The organism is Curtobacterium sp. PhB170, from assembly GCF_003752345.1.
In the GTDB taxonomy this organism is placed as follows: domain Bacteria; phylum Actinomycetota; class Actinomycetes; order Actinomycetales; family Microbacteriaceae; genus Curtobacterium.
Genome location: NZ_RJUM01000008.1, coordinates 318,859 through 333,318 on the forward strand (window position 1 = coordinate 318,859; position 14,460 = coordinate 333,318).

Genomic DNA, 14,460 nt, shown 5'->3' on the forward strand with positions numbered 1-14,460 from the left:
GCACCCGCCGCCCGGACCGCAGGAGGACCCGTGAGCCGTCGCAAGGCCTGGAACGCCGATCCCGAACCACTGCTCCGCGTCGACCCGGGCTTCCGCCTCGACCAGGTCGACCCGGATGCGACGCCGGGCTTCCCCGGCCGCAAGATCGACGGGCTCGAAGCGCTCGCCGCTGGTGCCTCGCGGCTCGCCGCCCTGCAGGAGCGCCTGTACGCGGCGTCGACCGCCGGCGACCAGCGCCGGGTGCTGCTCGTCCTGCAGGCGATGGACACCGCCGGCAAGGGCGGCATCGTCTCGCACGTTGTCGGTGCGGTCGACCCGAACGGCGTGCGGTACGCGGGCTTCAAGGCCCCGACGGCCGAGGAGCGCGAGCACGACTTCCTCTGGCGCATCGAGCGTCAGCTCCCGAGTGCCGGGCAGCTCGGCGTCTTCGACCGCTCGCACTACGAGGACGTCCTCATCCAGCGCATCCGGGCGTTCGCGGCGCCGGACGAGATCGAGCGACGCTACGGCGCGATCACCGAGTTCGAGGACCGCCTCACCGCCGAGGGCACCACGATCGTCAAGGTGATGCTGCACATCTCGAAGGACGAGCAGCGCGAACGCCTCGGCGAACGACTCGACCGCCCGGACAAGCACTGGAAGTTCAACCCGGGCGACATCGACGAGCGCCTGCTGTGGGACCGGTACCAGGACGCTTACCAGATCGTGTTCGACCGGACCTCGACCCCCCAGGCGCCCTGGTACGTCGTGCCGGCGAACCGCAAGTGGTACGCCCGCCTGGCGGTGCAGCAGCTCCTGCTCCGGGCCCTCGAGGACATGCAGCTCTCGTGGCCGAAGGCGGACTTCGACGTGGCCGAGCAACGACAGCGGCTCGCCGAGTCCTGACCGACGGGCCGGCCGGGAGGCACAGGCCGGGTCCGGCTCGCGGCCGTCCGTCGACGACGGGGCTGGCATCAGAGCGCGGGGTCGCGTAGACTCGCTCGGTCGGCCTTCGACGCCGTGACATCGTGATCACGGGCTTTTTGTTGGGTGTGTGTTGCTCGAGGGCTGGAATCACGTCGAATCGCGACGGGATGAACCCCCTCTCCGCAAGCAGCCCCCGCCGATGTCGCTGTCGGGCGCTGCGGTTCGTTGCGCACCCGAGAAAGCAGTCATGGCTCCGTACAACAAGGGCGCGGACAACCGCGCCTCCGATCGTCCCCGCCACCCGAACGGCACCCCCGCCGCACGCAGCAGCAAGCACCGCGGGTTCCGCGCCGCCGAACCGACCGCGCCGCGCCAGAAGCAGCGCTGGGACGCCGAGGAGCGTCGCGGCCGCTCGGCGCAGGGCGAGCGCCCCGCGCGCCCGAACTGGGAGCCCCGCGACAGCGGTGGCCAGCGCCGCCCGGAGCGCGACGACCGTGGTGGACGCGGCTTCAGCCGTGACGACCGCGCTCCCCGTCGCTTCGACCGCGACGACCGTGCGCCCCGTCGTGACAACGACGATCGTCCCCGTCGCTTCGACCGTGACGACCGCGCCCCGCGTAGCTTCAACCGCGACGATCGCGCTCCCCGTCGTGACAACGACGACCGCCCGCGTCGCAGCTTCGACCGCGATGACCGCGCTCCGCGCAGCTTCAACCGCGACGACCGTGCTCCGCGTCGTGACAACGACGATCGTCCCCGTCGTTCGTTCGACCGCGATGACCGCGCTCCGCGCAGCTTCAACCGCGACGACCGTGCTCCGCGTCGTGACAACGACGACCGCCCGCGTCGCTCGTTCGACCGCGACGACCGTGCTCCGCGTCGTGACAATGACGACCGTCCTCGTCGCTCGTTCGACCGCGACGACCGTGCGCCCCGTCGTGACAACGACGACCGCCCGCGTCGCAGCTTCGACCGCGATGACCGTGCCCCCCGTCGTGACAATGACGACCGTCCCCGTCGCAGCTTCGACCGCGACGACCGCAGCGGTCCCCGCCGCTCCTTCGACGAGCCCGAGCGCGGCAAGTTCGTCCCCGCCGACGACGTCAAGCTCGCGAAGCTCCAGGCCGAGTCCACCGTGGCGTCCGACGTCGAGGGCGTGACCTTCGGCGACCTCGGCATCGGCGGCAACATCTCCCGCGCCCTGCAGGAGCTCGGCGCGAGCAGCCCGTTCCCGATCCAGGCCGCGACGATCCCCGATGTGATCGCCGGCAAGGACGTCCTCGGCCGTGGCCGCACGGGCTCCGGCAAGACCATCGCGTTCGGCGCCCCGCTCGTCGAGAAGCTGATGGAGCACGGCGGCGGCACGAAGCGCAAGATGGGCCGCGCCCCGCGTGCGCTCATCCTCGCGCCGACCCGCGAGCTGGCCCTGCAGATCGACCGCACGGTGCAGCCGATCGCCCGCTCGGTGGGCCTCTTCACGACGCAGATCTACGGCGGCGTGCCGTACGGCCGTCAGGAGGGCGCGCTCGAGCGCGGCGTCGACATCATCGTCGGCACCCCCGGTCGTGTGCAGGACCTCATGAACAAGGGGAAGCTCGACCTCAGCGAGGTCGTCATCTCCGTGCTCGACGAGGCCGACCACATGTGCGACCTCGGGTTCCTCGAGCCGGTGCAGGAGATCCTCTCCGCCACCGCCGAGGTCACCCCGCAGGGCAACCGCGCGCAGAAGCTGCTGTTCAGCGCGACGCTCGACACCCAGGTCGCGGCGCTCGTCGAGCAGTTCCTGCACGAGCCGAGCGTGCACGAGGTCGCGGGTGAGGACCAGGCGTCCTCGACCATCGACCACCGTGTCCTCGTGGTCGAGCAGCGCGAGAAGGACCGTGTCCTCGAGGAGCTCGTCGCCGGCGACGGCAAGACGATCGTCTTCGCCCGGACCCGTGCCTACGCCGAGCGCCTCGCCGACCAGTTCGAGGACGCCGGCATCCGTGCCACGTCGCTCCACGGCGACCTGAACCAGTCGCGCCGGACCCGGAACCTGCAGCTCCTGACGAGCGGCCGGGTGAACGTGCTCGTCGCCACCGACGTCGCCGCCCGCGGCATCCACGTCGACGACGTGTCGCTCGTCGTGCAGGCGGATGCCCCCGACGACTACAAGGCGTACATGCACCGCTCGGGCCGAACGGGCCGTGCCGGCAAGGAGGGCACCGTCGTGACCCTCGTCCCGCGTGGTCGCATCCGCAAGATCGAGGGCATCCTCGAGCGCGCCGAGATCGCGGCGGACCTCGTGCAGGCCGCCCCCGGTGACGGCATCGTCAGCGAGCTCGCCGCGCGGTAGTCGCGACCCCGTGACGGACGGGAGGCCCGTGGCGCGCGTGCCACGGGCCTCCCGTCCGTCACATGGTGAGCAGCAATGGTCGGGTCCCGAAGTCGGACCCGACCATTTCTGCTCACGAAGCGCCCGCGCGCCCGCGCCCCCGCGCCCCCGCGCCCGCGCGCCGCGGCCGCGTCAGCGGTTGAAGAACAGCAACCCGCGCACGAAACCGGCCTGGCCGGCGTGCTGCGTGCAGTCGTCGAGGATGCTCACGAGCCGGGCGCCGGCGGTGACGGGCGGGTCCCACGCGTCGTCGACCACAGGGTCGAGGTCGTCCGGGCCGAGCGTGCCGAGGTACGCGACGGTGCGGTCGTGGACGGCACGCAGGTACCCGGTGAGCAACTCGGCCGACGCCCGCACCCGACCGACGTCGTCGCGGGACATGCCGTAGCCGAGGGCCTCGGCCGGGAACGGCAGGCCGAACCGCTCGTACCAGCCGTCGGCGGTCCACACCTGCGCGGTGCCGGCGAGGTCGGCGATCTGGACGTCCTGTCCGCGGGCGGTGTGCCACGCGAGCCATGCCAGGGTGTTCGCCCCGGCGGCCGGACGCGCTGCGAGTTGGTCCTCGGACAGGCCGTCGACGGCACGTTCGACGGTCTCGGGGACGCGGGAGAACGCTTCGATCAGGACTTCGGACGGTGTCATGCGCACCACGCTACGCGCGCGCCCCGACACACGAGGTCACGTGGATCGTCACGCGGAGCGGGCTGCGGTCTCCGCGCGCGAGTGGCGGTCCAGGGCATCGCCGAGCCCGGCGAACGCGGCGGCGAGCCGGACCCGGTCGGCGGGGGCGACGACCTCGCGGAAGGCGTCCGAGTAGACGGCGCCGATCTGCCGGGCGACCTCGGCGCCCGAGGCGGTGAGGTGCAGCAGCACGCTGCGACGGTCCTGCGGGTTCGGACGGCGCTCGAGGTGTCCGCGCTGCTCGAGCCGGTCGACGAGCGACGTCATGGCGCCGGTGGTGAGCTCGAGGTACTCGCCGGCCTGCTTCGGCGTGATCCCTTCGCCGTCGGCCGCGGACAGGAAGAACACGAAGCGGGTGTCGGTGGCGTTCAGTCCACGCACGACGCTCTCATGGTGCAGGACGCGGGCGTGCTGCGTCTGGAGCAGGCGGAAGGCGGTGAGGAGCTTCGCGAGGTCGGTGTCCGAGTCCATGCTCTCCGGCACGGAGACGGTCGGCGACACGGGCGCGGGCGGCAGGGTGTCGGGCAGGACGGGCTGGGTGGTGTCCGTCATCGGCAGCTCTTCTCGGCAGGGGATGGGAAGACTCAGTCAACAAGTATCTCACTCGTCAAGATACCCCCAGCACGGGGGTGGTTCCTTCTCTTGTGAGTTGCTCGGCGGAAAAGTAACTTGATCGTCGTAGCAAACACCACCGGCACCGACGCGACCAACCACCGCGACCACGGCGCCACCGTTTCCGGATCAGGAGCTCTCGCAATGTCTCGTGTCACCCCTCGCGCCGCCCGTCTCGCGGCCTGGATCGCCATCCCCGCCGCCCTCGTCGCCTCGGGTGTCGTCGTCTCGACCGCGTCCTACTCGGCGTTCTCGGCCACCACCGTCAACCCGACCAGCAACTGGACCGCCGGCAGCGTCGCCCTCACCGACGACGACAACAACACCGCGCTCTTCACCGCGACGGGCCTGAAGCCCGGCTCGACCGGCGCCAACTGCATCACGGTCACGTCGACCGGCTCGCTGGCCTCGACCGTGAAGCTGTACGGCACGAACCCGGCCACCACGAACAACCTGTCGGGCAACATCAACCTGCAGGTCGAGCAGGGCACCGGCGGTGGCTTCGGCTCCTGCACCGGCTTCACCCCGGCCGCGACCAGCGGAACGCTCTACAACGGCACCCTCGCCGCGTTCGGCACCGGCTCGACGAACTTCGCCACCGGCCTCGGCACCTGGGCCCCGACCGGCTCCGCGTCCGAGTCGCGCGTCTACCGCTTCACCTACACGGTCTCGAGCACCGCGCCGAACACGGTGCAGGGCGGCACCGCGTCCCTCGGCCTCACCTGGGAGGCCCAGAACAGCTGAGCCGGGACCCCTCCCCACCCGGTGATCGGGGCTCAGCCCGAGCCCGCCCCGGTCACCACCCCCGAGAACGCGCCCCTGGTCGAAGGCAGTCATGAGCAGCATCGCAGTGCACGGTGGTCCCACACCGCACGTCGTGCTCCGTGACGTCGTCGACTGGGGGCGCGTCGTCGTCGGCACCGTCGCACGCGGTGTGGTCGCGACCCTCCTCGGCCTCGCGCTGTGGGCGGCCGCGCCCGCGCTGATCGGCTGGCAACCGACCACGGTGATGACCGGGTCGATGGAGCCGCGGCTCACGCCCGGGGACGTCGTCGTCTCGCGCCCGGTCGCGTCCGGCGAGGTCCGGACGGGCAAGATCCTGCTCGCCGACGACCCGGACCAGCCCGGTCACCTCCGCATGCACCGGTACGTCGAGGACGGCCCCGGCGGCACCCTGGTCACCAAGGGTGACGCGAACCCGCAGCAGGACTCCACGCCGCTCGAACGCTCGGCGGTGCACGGGGTCGCCTTCCTGCGCATCCCGTTCGTCGGGGCGCCGGTCCTGTGGCTCCGGCAGGGGGAGTGGGTCAAGGTCGTCGTGCTCGCACTCGGCCTGACGGCGCTGCTCGCGCTCTGCACGGTCGACGGGTCGCTCCGCCGCCTCACGGCGCTCGACGACGACGCCGACGGCTCGGACGGGGGCGACACCGCCCACGGGCCGGGTGGCGGGCCGTCGGACGGTACCGATGCCGGCCGGGAGGCGCGGGACGACGCCGCCACGCGCCTCCCGGCCGGCGGGACCACCGTCGTCACCCGTCGCTCGCTCCGGGTGCACGAGCGTCGCGTGCAGCGGCTGCGCCGCTTCGGCGGCGCGGCGGCGGTCCTCGTCATCGCGGGGAGCGTCGGGGTGCTCGTGCCGGCGCAGGCGGTGGCCGTGCCGTGGTCGCGGACGACGGTGAACCCGGTGTCGAACTTCACGGCGGGCACCGCGACCGGTGTCCCCACCCTGACCTGCACGGCCGCGTCGTCGAGCACCGTGACGATCGCCTGGACCTACACGGACCCGACCGTGCCGAACTCGTTCGACCTGATGAACGGGACGACCCAGCTCGCGACCGCCACGACCGCCGGACAGCGTTCGCTCGTCTACGGCGGGGCGGGCCTGCTCGACCTCGGGACGACCTACACGCTGAACCTCCGCACGAACCTCGGGAACAACTGGACCGCGACGAGCACGCCGACCGTGAAGGTGCGGGTCGTCTCGGTCCTTGGCCTTGCGTCGGCGAGCTGCGTGCCCTGAGTTCTCCACAGGCGGCGCGCGGCCGTCCGGCGATGTCCCCGGCCGGCGTTACCGTGTCCGCATGCGCATCCTGCACACCGGCGACTGGCACCTCGGCCGCACGCTGCTCGGTGCCGACCTCCTCGAGCACCAGGCGGCGTTCACCGACTGGCTCGTCGACCTCGTGCGGGACCGCTCCGTCGACCTCGTCGTGATCGCCGGTGACGTGTACGACCGGGCGATCCCGCCGATCGACGCGGTCCGGATGCTGTCCCGGGTGCTCGAACGCCTGGCCGAGACGGCGACCGTGGTGCTCACGCCCGGCAACCACGACTCCGCCGCACGACTGGGCTTCGGTGCCGGTGTGATGGACCGCCGCGTCCGCATCCTCGCCGAACCCGCCCGGATCGCCGACCCGGTGCTCGTCGACGACGCCGACGGCCCGGTGGCGGTCTACGGCATCCCGTACCTGCACCCCGACCTCACCCGCTACGCACTGGCCGACGTGCCGGACGAGCCCCTCGCACGGTCGCACCACGCCGTCGTGCACGCCGCCACCGAGCGGATCCGGTCCGACCTCGCGCTGCGCGGCGGTAGCCGCAGCGTCGTCGTCGCGCACGCCTTCGTCGGCGGCGCGGACCCGAGCGACAGCGAGCAGGACATCCGTGTCGGCGGTGTCGACCGGGTGGCCGAGTCGGTCTTCGACGGCTTCGACTACGTCGCCCTCGGGCACCTGCACGGCCCGCAGCGGGTCGGCGACGGCGGGCGGATCCGGTACGCCGGCTCACCACTGGCGTTCTCGTTCGGCGAGCGGCACCAGCAGAAGTCGGTGACGATCGCCGAGCTCGACGCGGCCGGTGCCGTCTCGGTCGAACTCGTGCCCGCTCCCGTACCGCGCCGCCTGGTCGACGTCCGCGGGCGCATCGACGACATCGAGTCCGGGGTCTTCCGGGCCGACGCCGACGCGTGGGTGCGGGTGGCCGTGACCGACACGGTGCACCCCGAGCGCATGTACGCCCGGGTGAAGGACCACTTCCCGCACGCGCTGGCGATCACACACGAACCCGCCGACCGCGGCCCGGCCTCGGTGGCCCGTGCGGTCACGGCGACGTCCGACCCGGTCGAGGTCGCAGCCGACTTCGTGGCCTTCGCCACCGGTGCCGCCCCCGACGACGACGAACACGCCGTCCTCACCGATGCGTACGAGGCCGCGGTGCTGGCGCTGCAGCGCGAGGGGGACCGCTGATGTACCTGCACCGACTCGAACTCCGCGCCATCGGGCCGTACCCCGACCTGGTGTCCATCGACTTCGCAGCGCTCGCGGCCTCCGGGGTGTTCCTGCTCGAGGGGCCGACGGGCTCCGGCAAGTCGACCATCATCGACGCCGTCGTGTTCGCCCTGTACGGCGGGCTCGCCGGGTCCGACGCCAGCTCCGACCGCCTGCACAGCCAGCACGCCGACCCCGCGGTGGAGCCGTTCGTCGAACTCGTCTTCGAGACCGGCGCAGGGACCTACCGGGTCCGCCGCACCCCGCAGTACGACCGCCCGAAGCAGCGGGGGACCGGCACCGTCAAGCAGCAGGCGTCCGTGCAGCTGTTCCGTCTGGCGAACCCGTCCGACGTCGCCGGTGAACCGATGTCGTCGCGCATCCCCGAGGTCGGCGTCGAGATCGGCCGCATCGTCGGGCTCGACCGCGCGCAGTTCCTGCAGACCGTCGTGCTGCCGCAGGGCGAGTTCGCACGGTTCCTGCGGTCCCCGGGCGAAGAGCGCCGCAAGCTCCTGCAGTCCCTGTTCGGCACGCAGGTCTACGACCGCACGGCCGACGAACTCGCCGCGCGGCGCCGTGCCGTGCAGGCCGAGGTCGACGGCGCCGACGACCGCGTGCGCGACGCCCTGAACCGCTTCGCCCAGGCCGCCGGTCTCGACGACGCCGACGAGACCGCCGTGCCGTCGACGGTGACGTCGGTCCGTGCTGCCGCCGATGCCGCTGCCGCCGTCCGTGCTGCAGCAGCCGCGGCGGCGACGACCGCGGCCGAGCACGAGCAGGCGGTCACGGCGCGTGCGACCGCCCTCGATCGACGCGCGGGGCTGCTCGTGCGACGGGCCACGCTCGACGACGACGCCCCCGCCGTCGACGCCGCCCGGTCGGCCCTCGCCCTCGGCGAACGCGCCGCACGGGTCGCTGCCGTGGCCGACGGACTCGACGCCGCGGTCCTGCGCGCCGACGAGAGCACCGCGGCCGCCCGGTCGCTGCGTGACCGCCACGGGGTCACCGCCGACGCCGACGTCGTCGTGCTGCGACGCGACGCCCTGGCCGACGACCTGTCGGCCGTCCGGCACCTCGTCGCGGTCGAGGACGGCGCCGCTGCCCGTCGGTCCGCCATCGCCGAGGCCACCGCCGACGCCGAGCAGATCGCCGAGCAGCTGCTCGAACGCGATGTCGAACTCGACGCCCGTCCCACCGAACGGGCCCGCATCGTCGAGGCCGCACGCACCGCGGCCCGCACGGCAGCCGACTCGGACGCCGCCGCGCACGAGGTCACCCGGATCCGGTCCCTCCGAGCCGACCTCGTGGCGCGCGACCAGGCGGCGCAGCGGGTCGCCACGGCCGAGCAGTCCGTCGCTGCCGCGCGCCGGTCGGCGACCGACGCCCTCACGGCCGAGCGGGCACTCCGTGAACGCCGGATCGCCGGGCTCGCCGGAGAACTCGGGGCGGCGCTCACGGCCGGCGACCCGTGCCCGGTCTGCGGGTCGACGGCGCACCCGTCGGTGGCGACGCCGCAGGACGACCACCCCACGACCGCGGCTGTCGACGCCGCCGGCGACGCCACCCGTCGCGCGGACCAGCACCTCGCCGACGCCGCGTCGGACCTGGCGGTCGAACGTGCCGAACACCAGCGGCTCGTCGACGTCGTCGGCACGGTCGACGCGCCCACGCTCGACGCCCTGACCGCGGCCGCCGACGAACGGGTCCGGGCTGCGCACGACGCTGCCGCGCTCGTCCTGCAGCACGAGCGGCAGCGGGCGGAGCACGACACGACGACCGGTCGGCTCCAGCGCGAGCGGAACGACCTCGACGCACGGCGGACCGTCCTGACCTCGACCGCGCTGGCCGACGCCGAGCGGCTCGACACCGACCTCGGCACCGTGGCCGCGGCGCTCGAGCGGCTCGGAGCGCTCCTCGACGAGCGTCCCGCGACGCTCCGGACAGCCGTCGAGCTCCTCGACGAGCGACTCGAGGCGTACCGCGCGGTCGTGCAGGCCGACGAACGGGTGGCCGCCGCGACCCGTGCCCGCGACGACCGCCGTGCCGAGGCCGACCGGGTCCTCGACGACCAGGACTTCGCCGACGTCGCCGCAGCGCGGGCCGGACGGCTCGACCCCGACAGCACCGACCGGCTGCGGGCGCTGATCAGCGCGGCCGAGGCCGAGCGGGCCGTCGTCACGGCCGGCCTGGCCGAGCCCGCCGTGGTCGCCGCGGCGGACGACTCCGCGGAACGCCTCGACCTCGACGGTGCCCGTGCCGGACGCCAGCGCGCTGCCGCCGCACTCGCCGAGGCCGTCGCGGTCGCCGTCTCCGCGGCCGACCGTGCCGACGCGGTCGACCGGTGCGCGACCGAGGTCACCCGGGCGACCCGAGCCCGTGACGAGACGTCGGCACGCAGCCGCGCCGTGGTCCGGCTCGCCGACATCGCGAACGGGGTCACCGCGGCCAACCCGACCGGGATCACCCTGGGTACCTACGTGCTCATGCGCCGGTTCGAGGACGTCGTCGCCGCGGCCAACGACCGACTCCGGGGGATGCTCACGGGGCGGTTCACGCTCGAGACCTCGGACGAGCGCGAGTCGGGGTCACGGGCACGCCGGACCGGACTGGCACTCGCCGTGCACGACCACACCACCGACACCGTGCGGGACCCCCGCAGCCTGTCCGGCGGCGAGACGTTCACGGTGTCGCTGTGCCTGGCGCTCGGGCTGGCCGACGTCGTGCAGGCCGAGGCCGGTGGCGTCTCGCTCGGCACGCTCTTCGTCGACGAGGGGTTCGGCACGCTCGACCCGGAGACCCTCGACGACGTCATCGGGCAGCTGTCGCGACTGACCGCCGGTGGGCGGCAGGTCGGCATCGTCAGCCACGTCGAGGAACTCAAGCAGCGGATCCCGGAGCGGATCGCCGTGCGCCGGACGGCGGCCGGCGGCTCGCACGTCACGACGACCGTCTGACGCCGTCGGTCGCCGTCGGCCGCCGTCGGCCGTCACCGCCGTGGCCGACCGCTACGGGGTCGGCGTGGACTCCACGGTGCCGTCCGGCGGCGGCAGGATGTCCGCCGCGATCCAGGGGAACACCCACTGGAACAGCACGAACACGATCGCGGCGAGCAGCACGAGCAGCTCGAGCACCTTCAGGAACGTGGGGCCGGGCAGCAGCCGCCAGACCAGGGGGAAGATCACTTGGCCGTCTCCGAGAGTTCCTTCGGGGTGCCCTCGGACGCGGGCATCCAGTAGTCGAGCTTCGCGTGCGTGACGAACCGTTCCGCCGCCGACCACATCGGGTGGCACGCGGTCAGGGTCAGCCAGCGGTCCGACGGCGAGGGGTCGACTCCGGGCTTGTTCGGCACCGGCGCGATCGTCTCGATGTGGTCCGGCGTCACGATCTGGCTGTCGGTGACCTTGTAGACGTACCAGACGTCGAACTTCGTCTTCGCGTCGGTGACCCGCACGACGACCGAGTCGCCCGTCTTGAGCTCCGCGATCTGGTTGAGTGGCTTGCCGTAGGTCACGCGGTGTCCGGCGACGGCGAAGTTGCCGGGAGCCCCGGGCATCGCGGTGTCCTGGTAGTGCCCGAGCCCGATGGTGTTGAGCACCTTCTCACGGTCCGTGCCCTCGCCGATCGGCCGGTTGTAGTCCTTGCCGAAGCGCGGGATCTGCATCGTGCCGAACACGTCGGTGACGTCCGGCGGCTCGGCGAGCACGGGTGCGGTGCCGCGGTGCTCGGTGCCGGCCCCGTCCGGGGTCTTCAACTGGTCGAGCCCCTCGACCAGCTTCGACTGCTCGTTGACCGCCACGACGTCCGTCCACCACGCGGTCCACACCACGTACAGCCCGGTGCCGGCACCCGCGATGATGAGCAGTTCGGCGATGAGCGAGACGATCGCGCCACCGACCGTCTGCCGTCGCCGGGGGGAGCGGCGCCCGGACCGTCTGCCGCCGTCGTCGTCCCGCGCGCTGCGGCGCGACGGGATGGTGTCGTGTGCGGTCACGGGGCTCCTGATCGGCTGGTCGGTCGGACAGGTCTATCAGATCACGACGACGGCCCGGTGACGACGTTCTCCACACCCCGTAACGTGGGGGGATGGAGTACCGGATCCGCCCGTTCCGCGCCGACGACACCGACGCGGTCGTCGCCCTCTGGGAATCGTGCGGTCTCGTCCGCCCGTGGAACGACCCCCGCCGCGACATCGCGCGCAAGGCCACGGTCCAGCCCGAGCTCTTCCTGGTGGCGGAGTCGGAGGCCGGCGGGGTCGTCGCCGCGGGGATGGCCGGTTTCGACGGGCACCGCGGCTGGGTCAACTACCTCGCCGTGCAGCCGGACCTGCAGGGCTCCGGTCTCGGCCGGACGCTGATGGCCGAGTTCGAGCGGCTGCTCACCGGCCTCGGCTGCCCGAAGGTGAACCTGCAGATCCGTGCCGGCAACGAGCGGGTGCTCGGCTTCTACGAGTCCCTCGGGTACTCCGACGACCGCACCGTGTCGCTCGGCAAGCGACTCATCCCCGACGTCTGAGTCGTCCGGTCACGCCAGGGCCAGGCCCACCGACGCGACGAACGCCAGCGCGATGCCGACCCACTGCGGCGCGGTCAACCGCTCCCGCAGCACCACCCCGGCCAGCACGACCGTGCCGATCGGGTAGAGCGCGTTGAGCACGCTCACGACGGGCAGGGTGCCCGGGTCGTCGCTCGCGTGCAGCGCGGCCTGGATGCACACGTTCGCCAGGGCGTCGAGGACGCCGCACGCCGCGACCGTCAGCAGCAGACGCGGCGGCCACCAGCGCCCTGGAGGCACGGCAGACCCCGCGACGCCGACCGACGCTGCGGGGTCTGCCGCGCCTCCAGACCGCGCCCCGCGCCCGGCACGCACCGTCACCACGAGCGCCGCCGCACCCAGCAGCACCGTCTGCAGCACCCGCGCGACCACGAGCGGGTGGATGCCCGCGCCGGGCGGTGTCATGTCGTAGGCGAGCACGATCCCGCCGAACCCGCACCCGGCGACCGCGGCCGCGACGACCCCACGCACGGTGAGGCGTGCACCCGAGGTGTCCCGCACCGCCGCCACCAACACCACCGCGACGACGGCCACGACCACCGCGGCGACGGCCAGCGGTGACAGGACGGTCCCTCGGGCCACGGCCACCAGGACCGGGACGACGGCGGCGAACACGGCGGTCAGGGGTGACAGCACGCTCATCGGGCCGATCGCCAACGCGGCGTAGAGCAGCAGGACCCCGACCGCGCCGGACAGTCCGGCGACGGCGCCCCAGAGGGTGCCCGTCCAGGACGGCGACCCCCCGAGCACGGCCAGACCGAGCAGCAGCGGCACGATCCCGATCGCCGCGGCGACGGCGGTGACCGCCACCGGACGGATGCGCCGCGACGCGAGCCCGCCGAGGAAGTCGGCGAAACCGTAGACGACGGCTCCGGTCAGGCCGAACAGCACGGTGAGCACGGGTCCCATCCTGCCCGGCCCGGTAGCCTGCGGGGCGTGAGTGTTCCCTACCACCGCCTGCCCCGTGTCGACGCACGATGGAGGTGGTGGCGCCCGCTGGTCGCCCTCGCGTTCCTGGCGGGCTGGTACCTCGCCTCGCAGGTGCTCATCACCGTCGCGTACTTCGTCCCGGTCGCGGCGGTCGGGGGCGAGTCCGGTCTGTACGACCTGCTCGACGACCTGCAGCGCGGAGCCCTGGACCCGACCGATCCGCTGATCCTGTCGCTGACCCTGGTTTCGCTGGTCATCCTGCTGCCCGGCATCCTGCTGGCGGTCAAGGTCGCACGGCTCGGACCCGGCGCGATCCTGACGTCGACGCGCTTCCGGGTGCGGTGGGCGTGGACGGCGTGGTGCGTGCTGCCGACGCTGGTCATCGCGGCGATCATGTTCGTGGTGCAGACCGGACTGTTCTGGGACGGCGGGATGATCACGACCGACGGCGGCTTCGCGTGGAACCACGCCGCGATCGGCCAGTCCACGGTGTCGCTCGGCACCCTCACGCTGACGATCGTCCTCGTCGTCCTGCTCGTGCCGTTCCAGGGCGCGGCCGAGGAGTTCATCTTCCGTGGCTTCCTCATGCAGACGATCGCCTCGTGGATCCCGCGACGCACCGGCACGCTCATCGCCGTCGCGGTGTCGACCGTCGTCTTCGCGGTGCTGCACATCCCGAACGGCTACAACGTCTGGGGCATCCTCGACGTCGGTTCGTTCGGGCTGATCGCGGCGATCATCGTGCTCCGCACCGGTGGTCTCGAGGCCACCGTGCTGCAGCACGCCTTCAACAACATCATGATCTTCGTGCTGCAGGCGCCGGGCTGGTCGGGGATCGACCTGGCCTCCTCGGACGCCAACGGCACGCTCGGCGGCTGGCTCGTCACCCTCGGCACGTCGCTGCTGTTCTGGGGCATGGTCGAGCTCCTGGCGTGGTGGCGGAAGCTCGACCGGACGTTCGCCGGACACCAGGCGCCGCGGTTCCGCGGGACGCCGCCGGTCTGGGCGGGGGGCAAGCGCTGGCTCGGCCCGGCGGGCACGGGCTGGGCCGCCGCGCCGGCTCGTGCCGACGATGTCGACGCAGCCGCTGTGGACCGTGCCGCTGTGGACAGTGCCGTGGGTGTCGCCGGTCGCCCGTAG

At 72.8% G+C, this 14,460-nt stretch carries 13 protein-coding genes; 8 read left to right on the forward strand and 5 right to left on the reverse strand.

From position 1 onward, the window contains the following. Window positions 1-30 precede the first annotated feature (30 nt). A complete protein-coding gene (locus EDF40_RS02060) occupies window positions 31-885 on the forward strand; it encodes a polyphosphate kinase 2 family protein (RefSeq protein WP_248704685.1) in 855 nt (284 codons plus the stop codon). A 268-nt stretch (window positions 886-1,153) separates the two neighbouring features. Further along, window positions 1,154-3,241: a DEAD/DEAH box helicase gene (locus tag EDF40_RS02065; protein WP_123340155.1), complete on the forward strand. Its 2,088-nt coding sequence runs from the start codon at window positions 1,154-1,156 to the stop codon at window positions 3,239-3,241. A 171-nt stretch (window positions 3,242-3,412) separates the two neighbouring features. On the opposite strand, the gene EDF40_RS02070 is transcribed toward EDF40_RS02065, so the two are convergent. Together EDF40_RS02070 and EDF40_RS02075 are read right to left on the reverse strand one after the other, a co-directional pair. After that, window positions 3,413-3,922 (reverse strand): mycothiol transferase, encoded by a 510-nt coding sequence (locus EDF40_RS02070; RefSeq protein WP_123293670.1) that lies wholly within the window; start codon window positions 3,920-3,922, stop codon window positions 3,413-3,415. Window positions 3,923-3,970: 48 nt separating this feature from the next. After that, window positions 3,971-4,513 (reverse strand): MarR family winged helix-turn-helix transcriptional regulator, encoded by a 543-nt coding sequence (locus EDF40_RS02075; RefSeq protein WP_123340156.1) that lies wholly within the window; start codon window positions 4,511-4,513, stop codon window positions 3,971-3,973. Between the two features lie 204 nt (window positions 4,514-4,717). On the opposite strand from EDF40_RS02075, the gene EDF40_RS02080 reads away from it, so the two are divergent. From EDF40_RS02080 to EDF40_RS02095, 4 genes are all read left to right on the forward strand, one after another. Next, window positions 4,718-5,317 (forward strand): hypothetical protein, encoded by a 600-nt coding sequence (locus EDF40_RS02080; RefSeq protein ID WP_111085548.1) that lies wholly within the window; start codon window positions 4,718-4,720, stop codon window positions 5,315-5,317. Between the two features lie 91 nt (window positions 5,318-5,408). Then, the gene (locus tag EDF40_RS02085) at window positions 5,409-6,593 is read left to right on the forward strand and encodes a S24/S26 family peptidase (RefSeq protein WP_123340157.1); all 1,185 of its coding nucleotides are present in this window, start codon (window positions 5,409-5,411) and stop codon (window positions 6,591-6,593) included. A gap of 61 nt (window positions 6,594-6,654) precedes the next feature. Continuing rightward, window positions 6,655-7,818, forward strand: coding sequence for an exonuclease SbcCD subunit D C-terminal domain-containing protein (locus EDF40_RS02090; protein ID WP_123340158.1), 1,164 nt, complete (start codon window positions 6,655-6,657; stop codon window positions 7,816-7,818). Further along, complete coding sequence (locus EDF40_RS02095) at window positions 7,818-10,793, forward strand: AAA family ATPase (protein ID WP_123340159.1); 2,976 nt, start codon at window positions 7,818-7,820, stop codon at window positions 10,791-10,793. Before EDF40_RS02090 ends, EDF40_RS02095 begins: the two co-directional genes overlap by 1 nt. Window positions 10,794-10,844: 51 nt before the next feature. Here the strand turns inward: EDF40_RS02095 and EDF40_RS19095 are convergent, their stop codons facing one another. Beyond that, a complete protein-coding gene (locus tag EDF40_RS19095; RefSeq protein ID WP_159573240.1) occupies window positions 10,845-11,021 on the reverse strand; it encodes a hypothetical protein in 177 nt (58 codons plus the stop codon). Beyond that, entirely contained in the window at window positions 11,018-11,830 is an 813-nt protein-coding gene (locus EDF40_RS02100) for a class E sortase (RefSeq protein ID WP_260213247.1), read from the reverse strand. Before EDF40_RS02100 ends, EDF40_RS19095 begins: the two co-directional genes overlap by 4 nt. Window positions 11,831-11,922: 92 nt before the next feature. Here EDF40_RS02100 and EDF40_RS02105 point away from each other — a divergent pair, with 92 nt between their 5' ends. Continuing rightward, the gene (locus EDF40_RS02105) at window positions 11,923-12,351 is read left to right on the forward strand and encodes a GNAT family acetyltransferase (protein WP_123340160.1); all 429 of its coding nucleotides are present in this window, start codon (window positions 11,923-11,925) and stop codon (window positions 12,349-12,351) included. Window positions 12,352-12,360: 9 nt separating this feature from the next. Here EDF40_RS02105 and EDF40_RS02110 read toward each other — a convergent pair whose 3' ends face one another. Continuing rightward, entirely contained in the window at window positions 12,361-13,290 is a 930-nt protein-coding gene (locus tag EDF40_RS02110; RefSeq protein ID WP_185002675.1) for an EamA family transporter, read from the reverse strand. Window positions 13,291-13,326: 36 nt separating this feature from the next. Between EDF40_RS02110 and EDF40_RS02115 the strand changes: the two genes are divergently transcribed. Further along, complete coding sequence (locus tag EDF40_RS02115) at window positions 13,327-14,460, forward strand: CPBP family intramembrane glutamic endopeptidase (RefSeq protein ID WP_123340162.1); 1,134 nt, start codon at window positions 13,327-13,329, stop codon at window positions 14,458-14,460.

Bases quoted from the DNA above. Each gene is read 5' to 3' on its own strand.
- EDF40_RS02095 (WP_123340159.1), top strand. From the start codon at position 7,818: ATGTACCTGCACCGACTCGAACTCCGCGCCATCGGGCCGTACCCCGAC.
- EDF40_RS02065 (WP_123340155.1), top strand. From the start codon at position 1,154: ATGGCTCCGTACAACAAGGGCGCGGACAACCGCGCCTCCGATCGTCCC.
- EDF40_RS02105 (WP_123340160.1), top strand. From the start codon at position 11,923: ATGGAGTACCGGATCCGCCCGTTCCGCGCCGACGACACCGACGCGGTC.
- EDF40_RS02075 (WP_123340156.1), bottom strand. From the start codon at position 4,513: ATGACGGACACCACCCAGCCCGTCCTGCCCGACACCCTGCCGCCCGCG.
- EDF40_RS02080 (WP_111085548.1), top strand. From the start codon at position 4,718: ATGTCTCGTGTCACCCCTCGCGCCGCCCGTCTCGCGGCCTGGATCGCC.
- EDF40_RS02070 (WP_123293670.1), bottom strand. From the start codon at position 3,922: ATGACACCGTCCGAAGTCCTGATCGAAGCGTTCTCCCGCGTCCCCGAG.
- EDF40_RS02090 (WP_123340158.1), top strand. From the start codon at position 6,655: ATGCGCATCCTGCACACCGGCGACTGGCACCTCGGCCGCACGCTGCTC.
- EDF40_RS02085 (WP_123340157.1), top strand. From the start codon at position 5,409: ATGAGCAGCATCGCAGTGCACGGTGGTCCCACACCGCACGTCGTGCTC.